This window comes from Novosphingobium beihaiense, from assembly GCF_022832375.1.
GTDB classification, from domain to species: domain Bacteria; phylum Pseudomonadota; class Alphaproteobacteria; order Sphingomonadales; family Sphingomonadaceae; genus Novosphingobium; species Novosphingobium beihaiensis.
Genome location: NZ_JALHLG010000016.1, coordinates 104,017 through 122,788 on the forward strand (window position 1 = coordinate 104,017; position 18,772 = coordinate 122,788).

Sequence of the window (18,772 nt, forward strand, 5' to 3'; positions counted from 1 at the left end):
TAACTATATAGTGCAACCTGCTTCCGCTTGCATTTTGCAGGCCCGGGCTGCCGGAAAACGCAACGGACTGCCTCTGGACAAATGGCGGATGCAGGGTGCGGCTGCGGCCCGAACATGGGCAAGCCTTCCCGGATGAAACCGCGCCACCGGGGGGCATCGCAGTCTTTGCGCTGCCCTTTAACCGGGAGCTTCGCCTCGAAAATGTTCCCGCCGTTCAAGAGTTCATCGTGCAGCGCAGCTCATGATTCGACACTCATGGCAAGGATCTGGCTGATTTGCGTGAGGGGGCGCCAGCCACTGGTTAAACGCCTTCCCTCCGCAATAGTATTGAAGAAAAGGCGAGAGCTCCTGCCCGGACACTCCTTGACGGCAAGATGACTGTGCTACGACGAGGGCGCTCCCAAACGGTTCGCGAGCCAGTTGGGGTAGGGTGCCGCAGCATGGAGTGCTGCGGCCACGCGCCGATCTTCGTCCGCACGTTCCTTTTCGCGTGCGGCGTGGCCCATGGCGAGCTTGCGCGGTGCCATGCCTGCGGGCGTCCCGTTGCCTGCAAGCAACTGGAGCCAGGCGTCGCGTGACAAGCTCTCCTCTTCGAACACGGGCAGGCGCGAGCGGCGGGCGAATTCGCGTAAGGTGAGGATGAGTTCGGGGGAGTGCTTGAGGCGCGCGGCAGCTTGCCAGAAAGGCGCCGCGAAGGCGGGGCGGGCGGTGTAGTGTGCGGCGAGAAAGTCGCGCGTGCGGTCCGCGAGAAGGGCCCAGCGCCGGTTGAATTCGTACTGTTCCAATGTGTCGATCGGCAGGCCGGGCAGGATTTCTAACAGGAGTTCGATCGCGCGCACGGCAAGGTGCAGGTTGCACCAGCCGATCGGTTCGAATTGCGCGGCGGCGTCGCCCAGCGCGATGACATTGCCAGTGAAAGCCTTTTCCAGGCGGCCAGGGGTGATTGCGATCACTTCTCCCGGGCTCGCGCCGGTGTGGCCCAGCAGGGCATCGGCCGCTTCGGCATCGCTGGTGAGGGAGGCGTTGTAGGCAAGCCCCGTGCGGGTTCCGTCGCGCCCGGGGGATGTCCAGAGCCAGCCTTCGCGGCACGCCTCGAAGCGGTCAAGCATGGAGAGCCCGGGGCGGGCGAGATCCTTTGCGGGCAGCAGGCGGTTTACTGGAAGGTGGTCCTGCCAATCGATCCATTGCGGCTGCCCGGCCAGCGCGATCAAACCCGCGCCCGGGCCGGTGGCGTCAATGAAGAGATCGGCGGCGATCTGCGCGCCGGTATCGAGGATGACTTGCGTTATTGCTCCGGTCTCGTTGTGGCTTGCCGCGGCAGGACGGCCCTCGGCCATGGTTGTGCCCAGACGGTTTGCGATCGAACGCAGGCCTGCGCGATAGGCCCGCGGATCAAAGCGCAAGGTGTAGTCGAGACCGGCGAGCGGTGATCCGGGCTGGCCATCGGGCAGCGCAAAGCGGCCTGCACGGGCAAGTGCGGCTGCAATGCCCGGGCCGGAAGGGCTTGCCGCGCCATGGCCGATGATCCATTCGGCGCCGTCTGTCCGCCAGTTCGCATAGCGCAAGCCCAGACAATGGCTGCCGCTGGCCCGGCGCAGTATGTCGTCTTCGGCGATACCGATGCGCTCGTGCAAGCGGGCAAGCCCTGGCCATGTGGTATGGGCAAGGTCTGCGAGTGCGGTGGGGTTGCACGAACCGCCCGGCGGCGTGACCAGCGTAACGCGCGTGCGCGGCAGGGCGCGGGCCAGCGCCACGGTGGTGAGACAGGCCACAGTGCCCCCTCCGAAGACGGCGACCGATCCCGGCATGTGGCGGGACTGGGTGGCATCAGGCGGCATGGGCCGTCTCCTGTTGGCGCAAGACCTCGTCATGTGCAGGCATGGCGCGGGCCAGCCGGTCGATCTCTTTCGCAAGACCGCCCATAGCCCGTTCGAGCGAACCGGCGGCGGCAATGTCCGCGCGCGGATCATAGCCTTCGGGCACGATCCCCTGGCCCAGCAGGACTGCGATCCAGCTCGGTTCGTGGAACAGCCCCTGTGCATGCGGAGCGATGCGCGCGGTGCGCCGCCACAGTTCGAGCGCGCCGGTCAGGCTGTCCGGCACGGCCATCGCGCGCATGTCCTGCCAGAACGGGGAATCGCTGCGCCGTGTGGCATGATAGTGCAGGATCAGAAAGTCGCGGATGCGATCGTATTCGAGATCGACGAGGCGGTTGAACTCGTCCCTGTCGGCGTCTTCGATTCCATTGACCGGGAACAGGTCCGCCAGCCGGGCGATGGCGATCTGGGCAAGGTAGATACTGGTCGATTCCAGCGGTTCGAGAAAGCCGCTGGCAAGCCCGATGCCCACGACATTGCGCACCCAGCTTTTCCGGCGGCGGCCCGCACGAAAGCGCAGCACGCGCGGATCGGCGAGGGGCTTGGCCCCAGCGCTGGCGAGTATCTGCGCGCAGGCCTCGTCGTCCGTCAGGTGAGCGCTGGAATAGACGTAGCCATTGCCCACCCGGCCGCGCAGCGGGATGCGCCAGCGCCAGCCCGCGGTCATGGCGATGGCGCGGGTCTGCGGTTCGATCACTGTTCCCTGCGCTGCGCAGGGGAGGGCGGCCGCGCGGTCGCAGGCGAGCCAGCGGGACCAGTCTTCCCATTCGCTGGCCATCGTCTCTCCCAGCAGCAGCGAGCGAAAGCCCGAACAGTCGACAAAGAGGTCGCCCGATATCACCGTACCGTCTTCCAGCCGCAGCGCTGTCACGTCGCCGGTTAGGCTGTTTCGTTGGACTTCGGTGATCCTGCCTTCGGTGCGTTTGACGCCATGGCTCTCGGCAAAGGTGCGCAGGAATGGGGCGAGGCGGGCCGCATCGAAATGATAGGCATAGCCATATCCCCCTTCGAGCGTGAGCGGGTGCCCGGCAGGCGGGGCAAAGCGGCCCAGCATGGCGGCCCGCACCGGCAGCGAGAACGCATCGAGCGGCGCGGCCAGCCCTTCACGGCGGGCACGCAGGTGGAAGTGGTGGAAGCCAAGGCCGTCCAGTTCGCGCCCGAAGCTGCCGAAGGGGTGGGTGTAGCACTCGCCGATGGCGCCGAAGTCTTCGAAACGGATGCCGAGCTTATAGGTGGCGCCGGTGGCGGCCATGAACGCGCGCTCGCTGATCCCGAGCGTGCCGAGGAACTCGCGCATGTGCGGAATCGTGGCTTCGCCCACGCCGACGATGCCAATCTCGGCGGATTCGACGAGGTGCACGTCAACGAGGCTGGCGAGCTGGCTCGATAGGGCGGCAGCCGTCATCCATCCGGCAGTTCCGCCACCGGCGATGACCACGCGGACCGGCTTCATGCCGGTGGGCCCCTGGCTTGCTATCACGCTTTATGCATCCTCTCTTTCCCACAAAAACCATACAAAATCCGGGGAATCGTGCCATCCAAAAACCATTAAAGTCATCAAATTTATTTTTTATGCTTGAGATTGGCGCGGGAGTGGCGTTAAGAGGAGTGCAGATAGGGCCGGGGATGCCGGCTTGATCCGCCGACTGAGAATTCGGCCAGAAACATGGGAGGGGAACGATGGCAAAAGCCATTTCTAAGCATGCAAGTTCGATTTGTGCGCAGCTGGGCCTGGGTGTTTCGGCGGTCGCCATGCTGGCCGCGGCGCAGCCCGCACTGGCGCAGAGCAGCGGTGCAGGCGCGGATCAGTCTACAAAGGACGACAGTGCTCTTGACGACACGACCACACAGAACGTCATCATCGTCTCGGGCATTCGCGCTTCGCTGGAGACTGCGCAGGCCCTGAAGCGCAATTCCGATACCGTTGTCGATGCCATCACCGCCGAGGATATCGGCGCGCTTCCCGACCGTTCGGTCAACGAAGCGCTGCAGCGTATCCCGGGCGTTGCGATCACCCGCTATGCCTCGCCGGGCGACAGCCAGCACTTCTCGGTCGAAGGATCGGGCGTGGTTATCCGGGGCCTGAGCTACGTGAAGGGCGAGTTCAACGGGCGCGATACCTTCTCCGCCAACGGCGGGCGTGAGATCAGCTTCAACGACGTCTCGCCCGAACTGGTCGGCTCGATCGAGGTGTTCAAGAACCTCACGGCCGACCGCATTGAGGGCGGCATTTCGGGCACTGTCTCGATCAACACGCGAAAGCCGTTCGATTCCACCAAGCAGCTGATCTATCTTTCGGTTGAGAATAACTACGCCGATCTTGCCAAGCGCAGCTCGCCCAGCTTCACCGGTCTCTATTCCAACCAGTGGATCCTGGGTGACGGATCGCGTATCGGCGTGCTGGTTTCAGGCACCTATTCGCGCCTCTATTCCCGCGTCCATTCCTCCTTCGTCGCTTCGCCGGTGGAGCGTTTCAACGGCACGCGCACTTTCAATGAGGGTTCGCCTTACGAGTCCACCGTCACCGATACCTTCGATTGCGGCAATGGGCTGGAAAGCTGCTACACGCCCGTCGGCGGCGGCGTGCGCGCGCAGGATTTCGACCGCAAGCGTTACGGCATCTCTGCCGCGCTCCAGTATGCCTCGCCCGACGATCGCTTCATCGCCACCGGCCAGTTCCTGCGCACCAACGGGCGCCAGACCTGGACCGAGCACACGATCGAGCCGAACGTGTGGTATTCAGACGTCAACGCGACCTTCCCGGCGGCCGGCACGAACTATACCTTCGACGATCGCGGGGTGTTCGTCTCGGGCACGGTTACGCGCCCTGGCGACTATCATTACGGCAACATTCCGGGCAGCGGCGGCACTTACGGGCTGCTGGGCAACTTCATGCAGGGCGGGCTGTTCACGACGCAGTCCAACCGCGGCTTCCTCAATGACTACACGACCGACGACTATTCGCTGAACCTCCGGTTCGAGGCCAATGACCGCCTGCGCTTCTCCGTCGACGGGCAGATGGTCAAGAGCAAGGTCAAGAACGTCGACACCATTATCGATACCGGGACATGGTCGAACGTCACGGTCGACAGTTCGGGCAAGATTCCCGATGTCACGTTCTCGCTGGGCGATGTCCCCGATTATGGCGGTACGCCGGATGTGGGCGCGTATTTCTCCGATCCCAACAGCCTCTATTTCCGCGACGCCTTCGCCAACCGCGAGGATAACAACGGCACCGAGTGGGCTTTCCGCGGGGACATGGAATATGACCTCTCGGACGATGGTTTCCTGCGCCACCTGAAGGTGGGCGGGCGCTATTCCGATCGCGATCAGACCGTGCGCACAAACGCCTACAACAACTGGGGCGCACCGTCGGAGACCTGGACATCGGGCGGCCCGCAGACGTTCGCCTCGATCGATCCAGCCTACTACGAAACATACTCGTTCGGTAACTTCTTCCGCGGCGAGGCGAGCCAGCCGCCCAGCATTACCGCGCTCAAGGGCAACCTCGCGCTCAATTACGACGCGGCGCAGGAATTGCTGCGCCAGATCAACGCGGCAGGCGGGGGCGGCTACACGCCGATGGAGGACCGCGATTGCGCCTCCATCCGCACTTACTTCTGCCCCAGCGACATCTACAAGAACAGCGAGCGCACGCTGGCGGGCTATGTCCGCCTCGATTTCTCGACCGATCATGGCGACAGCTCGTTCTTCGATGGCAACATCGGCGTGCGTTATGTCAACACCAAGGATGTCTCGGTCGGCGCGATCACGATGCCGTCCGTAAGCGCGCTGCTGGGCAGCTATTCGACGGTGGAGGCGTTCTGCGCCAACGCCGATCCAGGCCAGACCACTCCGGCACTGTGCACGATGAGCGCGGCCGATCAGGCGGGCATCGTTGCCTTTGCCAATGGCGCGGCAATCGATCAGGGGGCGAAGAACAGTTTCAGCAACTGGCTGCCCAGCTTCAACTTGCGCTGGCATGCCAGCGACAAGCTGCAGTTCCGCTTCGCCGCCTCGCGTGCGATCAGCCGCCCCGATTTCTCGGCGCTGCGCAACTACGTCTCGATCAATCCGTCGACGACATCGGACAACACGATCTATTTCACGGCCAATGCCGGGAATCCTTTCGTGAAGCCGATCGAGGCGACACAGCTTGATCTCACCGCAGAATGGTATTTCAGCAAAGTGGGCTCGCTCACCGGCACGGTGTTCTTCAAGCGCTTGGGCAATATCATCGATCCCAACGGCCAGAGTGTGCGTACCGTTTCCAACAACGGCGCGACGCAGGACGTGGTGATCAATGGTGCGGCCAACCTGAGCGGTCACGCCAATATCAAGGGCGTGGAAGTGGCCTGGCAGCAGACCTTCGATTTCCTGCCCGGCCTGCTCAAGGGGCTGGGGGCGCAGGCGAGCTTCACCTATATCGATCCCGGCCAAATTCCGGCCGGCACCCCGACCAATGGTGAGGCAGATGGATCGCGTCCGGCAGCCCAGGTGGACGACCTCTACGCCCTGCTGCCGCTGCCGCAGCTTTCGAAGTACAACGTCAATGCCGCGGTTTTCTACGACCTTGGCAAGTTCAGCGCCCGCGCCGCCTATTCGTGGCGCTCGCGCTATCTCCTGAGCACGCGGGACTGCTGCTTCCCGTTCCTGCCGATCTATTCGGAGCCGACCGGGCAGCTCGACGCTTCGCTTTTCCTGACGGTGAACGACAAGTTCAAGATCGGGTTGCAGGGCTCGAACCTGCTCAACGAGGTTACCCGCACGAGCTTCGCGCTCTACAACAACGGCGGCACGCTGGTCAGATCCAAGCGGGCGGCTTTCATCAACGACCGGCGCTTCTCGATCTCGGCGCGCCTGTCCTTCTAGTACCCCCCCAAACTGGCGGGCTTCTCCTGGCCCGTCAGTTTTTTCCTTCCCTCGTGACAATGGAACCAAGTCCCTGCATCCGATGACCAGACCTGCCCCCCCGATCGCCGGTATCGAACTGGGCGGCACCAAATGCATCTGTACCCTGGCAAACGGACCGCAGGATATCCGGGAGCAGCACAGCGTGGCGACACAGGATCCGGCCACAACGCTGGCCGGGATCCGCGCGGTGCTGGAACGCTGGTGGCACGGGCCGGGTTTCCGGGCACTGGGCATCGCGAGCTTCGGGCCGCTCGGGCTCGATCGGGCCCGGCCGGATTTCGGGCACGTGCTGGCCACCACCAAGCCGGGCTGGGCGGGCGCAGACGTCGCAGGCACGCTCTCGCGCGGCTTTGCGGTTCCCCTTTCCTTCGATACCGACGTCAACGGCGCCGCCATGGCCGAACTGCGCTGGGGGGCAGGGCGCGGCCTTGCCGACTTTGCCTATGTCACTGTGGGGACGGGCGTGGGCGTGGGGCTGATCGTCAATGGCGCCCCGGTCCGGGGTTTCGGACACTGCGAGATGGGGCATTTGCGCGTGCCGCGCCTGCCGGGAGACACGCTGCCCAGTTCCTGCGCCTTCCACGAGGATTGCGTCGAGGGGCTGGCGTCGGGCTCGGCGCTGAAGCTTGTTCTGGGCGGTCGCTCTCCTGCCGGTCTCACGCCGCAGGACCCGCTTTGGGATCGCATTACCGATGCCGTAGCCAAGCTGTGCCACGCTATGGCGAGTACCACGGCGCCCTTGCGCATTGCCATTGGCGGCGGAGTCTTCGCCGCGCAGCCGCACCTGCTGCCGCGCATCGAACCGGCCCTGCGGGCAAGCCTCAACGGCTACCTGGCGCTGCCCGAAGGGCCTTATGTCGTTGCGCCGGAACTCGGCACGCTGGCAGGACCGTTGGGACCGATCGCGCTTGCTCTCGGCGCAGATGTCCCGGTCTGAGGGTGCGGGGCTGACCGGAGGGCTGGTTAATATGTTGAACAAATTGGGTTGTTGACCCGAGGCCTGTCCGCCGCTGAAATTCGCAGGGCAAGCCAGACCCGGAGGACGGTTCATTGAAGCAGAGACACATCGCACAGGCCTGGGGGCTCTCGTTGCTGGCGCTGGGTGCGGCTGCACCGCTCGCCGCCACGCCGCGCCTCGCGCCCATCTGGAGCGAACATGCGGTGATCCAGCGCGATGCGCCGATTACGGTCGAGGGCTCGGCTGACCCGGGTGAGGCAGTGCAGGTCACGCTCGGCACCGCGAAGGAAGCGGGAAGGGCCGATGCCGCCGGGCATTTCGCGGTGCGTTTCCCCGCGCGCCCGGCCAGTGCGCAGCCGGTCGCGCTGACGCTTTCAGACAGCAGCGGCGAGGTGGAGCGGGCCGGGGACTTGCTCGTCGGCGATGTCTGGCTCTGCTCGGGCCAGTCGAACATGGAATTCACGCAGGCTCAGGCGCTCAATGCCTGGAACGAGCAGCAATCCGCCCATGACGGCGCGCTGCGGATGGCAACGGTGCCCAAAGCGGTGGCGCTGACGCCGCAGGGTGCTTTCGGCGGCCCCGTCGCCTGGGAAAAGACCACGCCGGAGACGGTCGGGCACTTCTCCGCGGCCTGCTATTACATGGCCAAGGACCTGCGGCGAAAGCTGGGCGTTCCGGTCGGCGCGATCCATGCGAGCTGGGGCGGCTCCGAGATCCGGCCCTGGCTGAGCCCGGCAGGCGGCGCGGCGATCTATGGCAAGGCCGAAGTGGCCCTGCTCGCGCTTTACGAGCGCGATCCCGCCGCCGCGCTGGCCGCTTTCGCGCCGCAATGGCAGGCCTGGTATGCCAAGGCCTCCGGGGGCAGCGAACCCTGGGCGCATCCCGATGCGCTGGCGTGGCAGGACGTGCCGCAGGCCGGGGCGTGGAACCGCTGGAGCGGCACCGCGCTTGCGGGCAAGGAGCGCGGTACCGTCTGGTACCGCCGCACTGTGACGCTGAGCGTGGCGCAGGCAAAGGGGGCGGCGAAGCTGGCGCTGGGGGCGCTCGACGATATCGACATGACGTTCGTCAACGGCCATCCGGCCGGGAACACCTATGGCCCCGCCGCCAAGCGCACTTACACAGTGCCAGCAGGCTATCTCCATGCCGGTCGCAACGAAATCATGGTTGCTGTCACCAACTTGTGGGGCGATGGCGGGATGATGTCGCCTCCGGGCACGCTCTCGCTTGCGCCCGGACAGGGAGCGGCCGTGCCGTTGGGGTCGGGCTGGCGCTATGCCGTGGCCCCGATGGATGACGCGCCGCCGCGCACGCCGTGGGACGGCTTTGCCGGGATCGGCGTGATGCACAATGCCATGATCGCGCCGATTGGACATTTCGCGCTGAAAGGCGCGGCCTGGTATCAGGGCGAGAGCGACGTGGGGAAGCCGGGATATGCCGCTAAGCTCAAGGCGCTCTTCGCGGGCTGGCGCGCGCAGTTCGGTGCGGACATGCGCATGCTGGTGGTCCAGATCGCGGGATACGGGAAGCCGCAGATCGCGCCGCAGGATTCAGCGACGGCCCGCCTGCGCGAAGAACAGCGCGAAGGGGTTCTGGGCGATCGCAACGCTGCGCTCGTCACTGCCGTCGATATCGGCGAGCGCATCGATATCCACCCGGCCAACAAGGAAGTGCTGGGCACCCGCCTTGCCGCCGCTGCCAGCGGGGAAGCGCTGCCGCAGCCGGTTTCGGCCACTCCCGTGTCCGGCGGAGTGGTGGTGCGCTTCAGCGGCGTTGAAGGCGCCTTGCATAGCTGGGGGGGCAAGGCCGTCCTCTCTTTCGAGCTTTGCGCCAAGACGCCGGATAGCTGCCGTTTTGCCGCCGCCCGGGCTGACGGTGACAGTGTCTACCTGACCGGCGATGGCCGGCCTGCGACCCGCGTGCGTTATGGCTGGGCCGATAGCCCCAGCCTCAATCTCTATGATGCGCGGCCCTTTCCGGCCCCCGCATTCGAGATGGAAATAGCAAAAAAATAGGGAGGACCCTCCGGAAAGGGCCCTCCCATGGCATCCGCTGCAAGGGAACCCGCCGTACCATCCGCGAGGAGGAGGATGGGATGGCGCGGCAGGCCCTCTTGCGGCGAAACTCTAACCCCGCGCCTCGGGCGAGGCGAAGGCCTTGGCGTGGGTGGAAATGACTTCGATCATGCCCGTGTCGCTGTCGAAATTGCCGTACCAGCCCTGCGGCTCATGCGGCGGATCGCCCATGTAGCGGGTGTCGCCGTCGCGGAAGTGATGGTCGCCATGCTGCGCGCGCGCCTCGCCGTTCCAGGCCCAGAAATTGGTGCCCTGAACCGGGCCGCCCGCAGCCAGACTGGCTTCGGCGGCGGCGTAGATCAGGCGGTAGTAACGCTCGCGGAAGGTCGTGGGCACGGACGGGTCGTAAAGCTCGCCGTCGCGCGGGAAGCCGAATTCCTCGAAGACCAGCGGCTTGCCCAGCGTCTTAGCCAGCCGCTCGTGCTGGGCGAGGTAGGCTTCCACTTTGGCTTTCCCGGCATCCCAGGTTCCGGCGAGGTCCTTGCCATCGACCCACGACCAGTTGAGCGGCCAGATATGCGCCGTCATGTAATCGATGCCGCGATGCGCGCGCAGCACGATGTCCTCGCGAAAGCCCGTGGCGATCGTGCCTTCCATGCCCAGCGAGACCATGTGGTTGGGATCGAGGCTGCGGATCAGCGCGGCGCTGTCCGCGATCCACTTGTAATAGGACGGCAGCACCTTCTTCATCAGCGAGGGTGTGACGCCCGGGCGCGGCTCGTTGCACAGCTGCCAGGACATCAGCGTGGGGTCTTCGGCATAGCGCACCCCGGTCACGCTGTTGGTGCGCGAGACCAGCATGCGCACATAGGCGAAGTTGCGCTTCACCGCCTCGGGATTGGAGTAGAAGGCGCTGCCGTAATCGGGAAAGGCGGGCCAGGGATGGGCGGGATCGTTGTTGTTGATGTACTTTCCGGTGGCGTAATAGAGCAGGCTCATCATGCCGCCCGACCATTCCCAGTTGTTGGTCAGGTAGAGCACGGCGGTCATCGAGCGCTTGCCCAGTTCGGCCATGGCATAGTCGAGCCCGGTCAGCAGATCCTGGTTGAGCGAGCCGTCCTCGCGCAGGAAGCCGGGCTTGATCGAATCCTTGACCGGGCTTTCTTCCGCCCCTGCCAGCACGCGCACGTTGGTGACGCCCATGGCCTTGAGCCGGTCCAGCTCGCGGCCGAGCCGCCCGCGGTCGCCATAGCTGCCGTCGGTTCCCAGCCAGGCGAGATACCAGATATTGGCGCCGGTATAGCGATAGGTTTGCCCATGGCGCACGAAGCGAGACCCTTCGGCGCGGATGAAGGCGTCGCTGGATGGTTTGGCTGATGGCGTGGCGGGCGATGCCGCCAGGGCTTTGCCCGTCAATGTGCCCGAAGCGGCGGCCAGTGCGGTTGTCGCAGCGGCCTGCAGCAGATTTCGTCTGTTCACGGCTTCCCTCCCTGGTTTTGTTGGGGCAGACCATAGCTGCACCGGCAATTAAAGAAAAACATTTTTTTTAAAGTCCGGTTTGTTCTAGGGTCGCGGCAAGAGACGGTAAGGGAGATGACGATGAAGGCAGTGTTCGGCACGCGGCGGACCCGTTCGCACAGAGGCCTGAGGCTTGTGGCACTGGCCGCGGTGCTCGCCATGGCAGGCCCGGCGATGAGCGATACGGGCGCCGATGCCCCGGTCGTGACGGTCACGGGCGGCGCCATCCGCGGCAAGACGGTGGACGGCGCGCTGGTCTTTCAGGCGATCCCCTTCGCCGCGCCGCCGCTGGGCGAGCGGCGCTGGCAGCCGCCCGCGCCCGTTCCCGCATGGCAGGGCGTGCGCGAGGCGACGAAAGCGGGCCCGGCCTGCCTCCAGAACGACGAAGGGTGGAACCGCGCCGACTGGCTCCACGCCAGCGAGGATTGCCTGACGCTCAATGTGCGCACGCCTGCGCTTGCCGGGAAGCGTCCGGTGATGGTGTGGATCCACGGCGGCTCCAACCGCGCGGGATCGGCGATGGGGGCGGTCCAGTCGCCTATGAGCCGCAAGGGCGTGGTGATTGTCTCGGTCCAGTACCGCCTCGGGATTCTCGGCTTCCTCTCGCACCGGGCGCTGGCGCGCGAACAGGGCGGCACCAGCGGCAATTATGGGCTGATGGACCAGATCGCGGCGCTGCGCTGGGTGCACGAGAATATCGCGCGTTTCGGCGGCGATCCGGACAAAGTGACGATCTTCGGAGAAAGCGCGGGTTCGCAGGATGTCTCGCTGCTGCTGGCCGCGCCTGCCGCGCAAGGGCTGTTCCGCTCGGCCATCATGGAAAGCGGCACGCCGGGTTTCGGCCTGCCGTTCCGCAGTCTGGCGGATGCCTTCGCTCTGGGCGACCAGCTCGACACGCTGAGCGGCAGCGGCGGCGATATCGAAAAGCTGCGCGCGCTTTCGCCGGTGGCGCTGCTGGCGCTGCAATCGAAGCTCGACGATCCCAGGGCGAAGGGCAACGACTACGTCTTCCTGCGCACGACCATCGATGGCAAGGTGCTGCCCAAGGCGCCCGATGTGCTGCTGGGCGAGGCCAAGCCCAAGCCGGTCATCATCGGCACCAACATGATCGAGTTCGGCCCCGGCAAGGGCGAGGCGCCGCTCGATGCCTTCTCGCGCTTCTGGTTCGATGGCAATGGACCCAAGGCGCTGGCGGCCTATCAGGAGGAAGAGCGCAAGGGCGCCGATCCCCGGCGCGGCAATCTGGAGCTGCGCATGCAGTCGGACGCCATGTTCCATTGCCCGGCGAACCGCATGGCGAACCTGCTCGCGGCGAAGGGCTGGCCGGTCTGGCGCTACGAATTCGATGTGGGCGACAAGAGCCAGGGCGGACTGACCCGCCACGCTTACGAAGTCGGCTATGTCTTCGACGGCAAGCCGGTGGGCGGCGGTGTCAGCATGCTCGATTACTGGACGGCACTGGCCATCGACGGCGATCCCAATGCGAAGACGCGGACTTCGGCGCCGCGCCCCTTGTGGAAGCCGCTGGCGAAGGGCAAGACCTTCACGCTGCATTTCGGCGAAACGGCGACGAAGCTGAGCAAAGGCCTGCCGCGCTCCAGCTTCTGCAACTGGACCGGCGTGTTCTGAAAACGGCCGGAGCCGGGGAGGTCAGCCGGCTTCTTCGGCTTTCCAGAGCGTGTCCGCCTGGGGCAGCAGGAAGTGCGAGAAGGGCAGGATCGCCGCGCCGATCGCGGGCGCGTCCGCCGAAAGTTGCGCGCGCATGACCGGGGCGCAGGACGGCAGCGGCTGCGCCAGTGAGGCCAGCGCGCGTTCCAGCGCATGGGCCAGCCTGTCGACGAAGCGCGAGGCGAGGCGGCTGCCGATCAGCACGGCGGCCGGGTTGATCAGGCAGTTGGCGGCCACGAGCGGCGGCACCAGCCGCTCGACCGCACCGTCCAGCCAGACGCCGAAGGCCTTGTCGCAGGCGCTGCCGGGCCCGGCGGTTTCCAGATCGGCAAGGCTGAATCCCTCAACCTCAAGGTGGCGGGCCAGGCCGGAAAGCGAGACATGGTCCTGCACCAGACCGCCATCGGGCAGGGGGATCAGGCCGATTTCGCCGCTGCGCCCGGTGGCGCCGCGCACATAGCGCCCGTCGATCACCAGCCCGCCGCCGAGCCCCGAACTCATCAGGATGTAGAGCATGCTCGAAAACCGCGAACCGGTGCCGAGCTGCTGCTCGCCCATCGCGGCGGCGGCGGCGTCGTTCTCGATGAAGACGGGCACTTCGAACGGCGCGGCGAAGAGCGCGGGAACGTCGGTTTCCAGCCAGGCGGAATATCCGGCCGGAGCGCCGGGCAGGTAGATCGAGCCGAGATCGTCGGGCAGGGCGGCGCCGATCCCGGTCAGCGCCTGCGCATCGGCCCCGGCCTCCGCCATCATGTTGGCCGCATGTTCGAGCCAGAAGCCGCGCACGTCTGCCGGCAGGGCAAAGGCGGCGTCGCAATGGCGCCGGGCGAGGATCTCGCCCGCGAAGTTGACGAGGATCAGGCTGACATGATCGCGGTCGATATTGACGCCGAAGGAGAAACGCGCGGAAGGATTGATCTTCAGTACTTTGCCCGGCTGCCCGCGCCCGTTGCGCAGGCGCCCGGCTTCGACGATCAGTCCTTCGTCGAGCAGGCGCCGGGTGATGTTGGCGACAGCAGGCGCGGTCAGCCCGGTGATCCGGGCGAGTGCGACCCGGGTGATCGCCTGATGCACGCGAATGGCATGCAGCGTGATCCGCAGGTTGTGATCGGCCGCGCGTTCCAGGTTCGTACCCGACAGCCTGACTTCGACCTTAGGCACTGTTAGTCCCCATTGACGCGGCACGAATCCGCTGTTTAAATAAATTCAATTTTTATAATCCGGCGCAGCGGATCCCCGCAAGTGCTAGCGGGAAGGGAGAGGTATGTCGAGGCAAGGTGCATTGAAGTCCGTCATGTCCGCGTTGCTGGTCTGGCTGAGCGTCAGCTCCGGCGCGGCGATGGCCGGTCAGCCGAATGCCGCGCCCGCGCTGGCAGCGACCCCGCCGATGGGGTGGAATAGCTGGAATCACTACGGCTGCCAGATCGACGAGGAGCTGATCCGCCGCACCGCCGATGCGCTCGCCGCCAAAGGGCTGCGCGATGCGGGCTACGTCTACGTCAATATCGACGATTGCTGGCAGGGCGAGCGCGATGCGAACGGCAATATCCAGCCCGATCCCAAGCGCTTCCCCTCGGGCATGAAGGCGCTGGGGGACTATCTCCATGCGCGTGGCTTCAAGTTCGGCATCTACAGCGACACCGGCGAGAAGACTTGCGCCGGGCGCCCGGGCAGCCAGGGTCATGAGTTCCAGGACGCGGCGCAATACGCGCGCTGGGGCGTGGACTATGTGAAGTACGACTGGTGCAACACCGGCAAGGACGAATGGCAGCGCAATTCGCGCGAGGGTTATCGCACGATGCAGCGCGCCATTGCCGCCTCGGGCCGGGCGATGATTCTCTCGATCTGCGAGTGGGGTGAGACCAAGCCCTGGCTCTGGGCGGCCAAGGTCGGCCAGCTCTGGCGCACGACCGGAGACATCACCAATTGCTGGGACTGCGTGCTCGGCCATGGCGACTGGCATTCCAACGGCATCATGCGCATCGTCGATATAAACGAGCCGCTGCGCGCCTATGCCGGGCCCGGCCACTGGAACGATCCGGACATGATGGAAGTGGGCAACATGGCCACTCTGGCGGAGGACCGCTCGCACTTCGCGCTCTGGGCAATGATGGCCGCGCCGCTGATCATGGGCACCCATGTCGATACGATGAAGCCCGAAGTCGCGGCGATCCTCACCAACCGGCGCGTGATCGCGGTCGATCAGGACGCGCGCGGCGTGCAGGGTCTGCGCTGGTTCGACAATGGGGCGACCCAAGTCTGGGCCAAGCCGTTGGCAGGGGGCGACTGGGCGGTTGCACTGGTCAACCGCAGCGACCGCCCAGCCAAGACTGGGATCGACTGGGCCAGCACTCCATTGGAGGACACGCTGAACGGCCTCTTTGTGGACTTCGCGGAGCAGACCTACGGCCTGACCGATCTGTGGACCGGCAAGTCCACAGGCACCACGGAAACGCCGCTCTCGGTGACGCTAGCGCCCCACGATACCGCGATCTACCGTCTCTCACCCCGGCGTTAGGGCTTTGAAGCCCCTGCTGGGGCAAAGTCCGGCGGCAGGGGCTGACTCCGGATGTTGCAGGAGCAGCAAAATATAGAGCAAAGCCGGTCTTCAGCCGAGGCCAGACCAGCCAGAGCGGCAGGTGTATGGAGTGCACCACAAGTGGCTGCGAAAAGGCCGAAGTTGGAGAAAACTGCTGGCTGGTGCGGCAGGATTCGAACCTGCGTATGCCGGTGCCAATACCCACCGAGGCCTAAAATCGGACCGCTCCAGCTTCTTTGAGAGCCACAGAAATCCGCGAATTTCAGTAGCCTCTCAATAATGCCAGTGAGAATCCTCACACATCGTGGAGGGCGATGTTGCACCACGAAGCTGCAGGTCACGAATAGTATCGTTCATACATCGCCCTTGACCAGACTTTGCATCGCTTTGGCCGCCCATTGAATTTGCGCCTCGGGCGGTTCCCCATCGGCAAGCCCGTGTATCTGGAAGGTAAGCCCCGACATCAGCGCGAACAGGCTGTTCGCGCGTGCCTCTGCATCGGGCGGACCCAGCCAATCGGCGAGCGGGGCAATCATGTGCTCTTGCCATACGCGCGTGGCGATCGCGCGCGATTCAGGGGCGGAAAGGGCCTGCATCAGCATGACGGTGATGTTCACATTGCTGCGGTCCCGGATCAGCCGCGCCATGGTTTCGCCGAAATCGTCCTTGCGCCAGGTGAACACCGAATTCGTCCGCAAGGTCTCGACCAGGGCCGCTTCGAACAAATCCGCTTTGCCATCGAAATAGCGCAGGATGAGGGACGATGATCTGCCAGCCAGCGCGGCAATGTCGCGCAAACCGGCTTGCGAATAGCCCTGCCTGCCAAACACCTCCACAGCGGCGGCCAGGATCGCCGCGCGCGTGCGCACCGGGTTACGCCAACGCACCTCGTTCTTCTCGTTCATGGCGCGAGACTAGGATGAATAAACCCTATGGACAAGATAAGTGAACAATGGATCAATTAGGGCAGGGCCGCAACAGGCCGGGGTGAGTCGCGCGTCACAGCGCGTAATGAGGATGTCGGATGAAACAGACCGTACGCAGCCATTGCCGGATCTGCACGAACCAGTGCGGCGTTTCGGTAACGGTCGAGGATGACACGATCACTCGCGTGAGGGGCGATTTCGATCACCCGCTGAGCAAGGGATATACCTGCCCCAAGGGCCGCGCGCTCGGGCGCCTGCATCATCATCCAGAGGCCATCGGCCGGCCTTTCATGCGCCGCGCGGGGGCTTTGCAGCCGGCTTCGTGGGAAGAATGCCTCGACGATATCGCCAGCCGGCTGAAGTCCGTGGTCAGCAAGTACGGACCGCAGGCAATAGGCTTCTACTTCGGCAGCGGTCTGGGCATGGATGCGGCGGCCTATCGCATGGGGGAGGCGTTTCACACTGCGCTTGGTCACTCGCCGAAGTTCTCGCCGGTCACCATAGACGGCGCCGCCAAGGTCCTGGTCAGCAGCCTGGTAGGCGGGTTTCCCGGGCTCACCGGCAAGACCGACAACGAGAACGTCGACATGTTGCTCTACGTCGGCGTGAACCCTGTCGTCAGCCACGGGCACAACACAGGCATGTTCAACCCCGCAGGCCCGATCAGGGCGATTGCGGAGCGCGGCGAGGTCTGGACGATCGATCCTTTGCGCACCGAAACCGCCAGGTTCTCGACGCGTCACCTGCGTCCCTGGCCGGGGCGCGATCATGCCGTGCTTGCCTGGCTGGTACGCGAAGTGATCGAGGGAGGTCCTCTCGCGCCGGCACAGCAGGTGCAGCAACTGGAGCAACTGCGCGCCGCGCTTGAAGGATATGACCGCGTCACGGCGGCCCGGGTTTCGGGCATCAGCGAGGACGACCTCGCCGGTCTTCTGGCGGCCGTCCGCCGGCATGGCGGCGTTACCGTCGAGACCGGGACGGGCGTGACGATGACGGAAACGGCCAACCTTACCCAATGGTTCGCCTGGCTGCTCAACATCCTGACGGGCCGCATGAACAGCAAGGGCGGCGTGTGGTTTCACCCCGGCTTCATCCACCAGTTCGACAGTTTCGAACTGCCGCTGATGAACAATCCCTTCACGCCCGGCGCGCCGACCATGCCGCATGTGAACGGGATCATCGGAGAATGGCCCTGTGCGGCCTTGCCGGGGGAAATCGAGGCGGGCAACATCCGGGCGCTGATCAATCTGGGCGGCAGTATCGTTCGCTCTTTTCCCGACGCCAATCGGCTCGTGCCCGCGCTGCGCCAGCTCGACACGTTCGTCACCTTCGAAATCGCCGCCAATGAGACGACGGCTCTCTCCACCCACGTTCTGCCGACCAAGGACCAGCTCGAACGGCCCGACATCTCGTTCTGGGATACCCTGAGCGGCAGCCTGTCGATGCTGTATTCGCCGGCAGTGGTAAAACCGTCTGGAGAGCGGCGGTCGGGCTGGTGGAGCATCGCTCGGATCATGGCGGGGATGGGCCTTGCTCTGCCCGACGACCTACCCGAGGATGATCAGACCGCGGGGGCCGACGAGGAGATGCTCGCCAGGCAGATGGCAGGCGCCCGGTGCAGTTTCGAGGAACTGAAAGAAACCGGCACGGTCTCCCTGCCGCTCGAATTTCCCGGCAGATGGGTCGACGCGCATATCGAACGGATCGGCGGCTGGCTGCTGGCGCCGGAGGTTCTCGTCGAGGAATGGCAAAGGCAGCGTCAAAAGGACGATCGGGACGGAGACCCGCCGCTCTCCTTCATCCCGCGCCGCCAGCGCCGCAAACTCAACACGTCGCTTTCGTTCCTCGGGAGCCCGGCCGACATCATCCTCCATCCCGGCGACGCGGCAAAAGCGGGCATAGCGGACGGCGACATGGTCCGCGTCTCTTCGACACGGGGTGAGATCGAACTGACCGCCTGCGTCGACGATTCTATCCGCCCTGGCGTGGCATCGATCCCGCACGGCCACGAGATCGCCAACGTCAATTACCTGACCAGTTGCGATGCGGTTGACCCGATGACCGGCATGGTGCTCTATTCCGGGATCCCGATCGGGATCGAAGCGGTCGCGGGCAGGACGGCATCCGGCCAGCCTGTTGTCCTTTAGAGCACTTTTCGACCGATCTGGATTGCCGAGACGGAGCCGATTTGGGCTCAGCGCAAGAAGCGAGGAGGGAGCAATGCTGAGGGCATTGTGACCGATGAGCGACGCAGCGCTGGGCCCAAATCGGCCCGCCGCGGGGCGATTGCGCTCGATGGACTCGCTTCTCAGACGTGGTCAAATTACTGCATGATGCAGTCGGGCGAGGGCTTCAAC

Annotated in this window: 11 protein-coding genes; 6 read left to right on the forward strand and 5 right to left on the reverse strand. The window is 65.0% G+C overall.

The window, feature by feature from the left end:
• Positions 1-383: 383 nt before the first annotated feature.
• Together MTR66_RS12745 and MTR66_RS12750 are read right to left on the reverse strand one after the other, a co-directional pair.
• Positions 384-1,838 carry a tryptophan 7-halogenase gene (locus MTR66_RS12745; RefSeq protein ID WP_243921599.1) on the reverse strand — a complete coding sequence of 485 codons (1,455 nt, stop codon included), beginning with the start codon at positions 1,836-1,838 and terminating at the stop codon, positions 384-386.
• The gene (locus MTR66_RS12750; RefSeq protein ID WP_243921602.1) at positions 1,828-3,357 is read right to left on the reverse strand and encodes a tryptophan halogenase family protein; all 1,530 of its coding nucleotides are present in this window, start codon (positions 3,355-3,357) and stop codon (positions 1,828-1,830) included. The genes MTR66_RS12745 and MTR66_RS12750 overlap by 11 nt, the downstream gene beginning before the upstream one ends.
• 200 nt (positions 3,358-3,557) lie before the next feature.
• Between MTR66_RS12750 and MTR66_RS12755 the strand changes: the two genes are divergently transcribed.
• From MTR66_RS12755 to MTR66_RS12765, 3 genes are all read left to right on the forward strand, one after another.
• A complete protein-coding gene (locus MTR66_RS12755) occupies positions 3,558-6,749 on the forward strand; it encodes a TonB-dependent receptor (RefSeq protein WP_243921604.1) in 3,192 nt (1,063 codons plus the stop codon).
• Between the two features lie 82 nt (positions 6,750-6,831).
• On the forward strand, positions 6,832-7,728 hold the full coding sequence (locus tag MTR66_RS12760) for an ROK family protein (protein ID WP_243921606.1): 897 nt from the start codon (positions 6,832-6,834) through the stop codon (positions 7,726-7,728).
• A gap of 113 nt (positions 7,729-7,841) precedes the next feature.
• Positions 7,842-9,764 (forward strand): sialate O-acetylesterase, encoded by a 1,923-nt coding sequence (locus tag MTR66_RS12765; RefSeq protein WP_243921608.1) that lies wholly within the window; start codon positions 7,842-7,844, stop codon positions 9,762-9,764.
• Positions 9,765-9,875: 111 nt separating this feature from the next.
• Here MTR66_RS12765 and MTR66_RS12770 read toward each other — a convergent pair whose 3' ends face one another.
• Positions 9,876-11,243: a glycoside hydrolase 5 family protein gene (locus MTR66_RS12770; RefSeq protein ID WP_243921610.1), complete on the reverse strand. Its 1,368-nt coding sequence runs from the start codon at positions 11,241-11,243 to the stop codon at positions 9,876-9,878.
• A 120-nt stretch (positions 11,244-11,363) separates the two neighbouring features.
• Between MTR66_RS12770 and MTR66_RS12775 the strand changes: the two genes are divergently transcribed.
• Positions 11,364-12,911 carry a carboxylesterase/lipase family protein gene (locus MTR66_RS12775; protein ID WP_243921612.1) on the forward strand — a complete coding sequence of 516 codons (1,548 nt, stop codon included), beginning with the start codon at positions 11,364-11,366 and terminating at the stop codon, positions 12,909-12,911.
• A 21-nt stretch (positions 12,912-12,932) separates the two neighbouring features.
• Here the strand turns inward: MTR66_RS12775 and MTR66_RS12780 are convergent, their stop codons facing one another.
• Positions 12,933-14,111: an ROK family transcriptional regulator gene (locus tag MTR66_RS12780; RefSeq protein WP_243921613.1), complete on the reverse strand. Its 1,179-nt coding sequence runs from the start codon at positions 14,109-14,111 to the stop codon at positions 12,933-12,935.
• A 133-nt stretch (positions 14,112-14,244) separates the two neighbouring features.
• On the opposite strand from MTR66_RS12780, the gene MTR66_RS12785 reads away from it, so the two are divergent.
• Positions 14,245-15,468 carry a glycoside hydrolase family 27 protein gene (locus MTR66_RS12785; RefSeq protein ID WP_243921615.1) on the forward strand — a complete coding sequence of 408 codons (1,224 nt, stop codon included), beginning with the start codon at positions 14,245-14,247 and terminating at the stop codon, positions 15,466-15,468.
• 374 nt (positions 15,469-15,842) lie between these two features.
• On the opposite strand, the gene MTR66_RS12790 is transcribed toward MTR66_RS12785, so the two are convergent.
• Positions 15,843-16,394: a TetR/AcrR family transcriptional regulator gene (locus tag MTR66_RS12790; RefSeq protein WP_243921617.1), complete on the reverse strand. Its 552-nt coding sequence runs from the start codon at positions 16,392-16,394 to the stop codon at positions 15,843-15,845.
• Between the two features lie 119 nt (positions 16,395-16,513).
• On the opposite strand from MTR66_RS12790, the gene MTR66_RS12795 reads away from it, so the two are divergent.
• The gene (locus MTR66_RS12795) at positions 16,514-18,562 is read left to right on the forward strand and encodes a molybdopterin-containing oxidoreductase family protein (RefSeq protein WP_243921619.1); all 2,049 of its coding nucleotides are present in this window, start codon (positions 16,514-16,516) and stop codon (positions 18,560-18,562) included.
• Positions 18,563-18,772 lie beyond the last annotated feature (210 nt).

Coding starts and splice junctions, on each gene's coding strand:
- MTR66_RS12745 (WP_243921599.1), bottom strand. CDS start 1,838: ATGCCGCCTGATGCCACCCAGTCCCGCCACATGCCGGGATCGGTCGCC.
- MTR66_RS12755 (WP_243921604.1), top strand. CDS start 3,558: ATGGCAAAAGCCATTTCTAAGCATGCAAGTTCGATTTGTGCGCAGCTG.
- MTR66_RS12760 (WP_243921606.1), top strand. CDS start 6,832: ATGACCAGACCTGCCCCCCCGATCGCCGGTATCGAACTGGGCGGCACC.
- MTR66_RS12775 (WP_243921612.1), top strand. CDS start 11,364: ATGAAGGCAGTGTTCGGCACGCGGCGGACCCGTTCGCACAGAGGCCTG.
- MTR66_RS12785 (WP_243921615.1), top strand. CDS start 14,245: ATGTCCGCGTTGCTGGTCTGGCTGAGCGTCAGCTCCGGCGCGGCGATG.
- MTR66_RS12790 (WP_243921617.1), bottom strand. CDS start 16,394: ATGAACGAGAAGAACGAGGTGCGTTGGCGTAACCCGGTGCGCACGCGC.
- MTR66_RS12795 (WP_243921619.1), top strand. CDS start 16,514: ATGAAACAGACCGTACGCAGCCATTGCCGGATCTGCACGAACCAGTGC.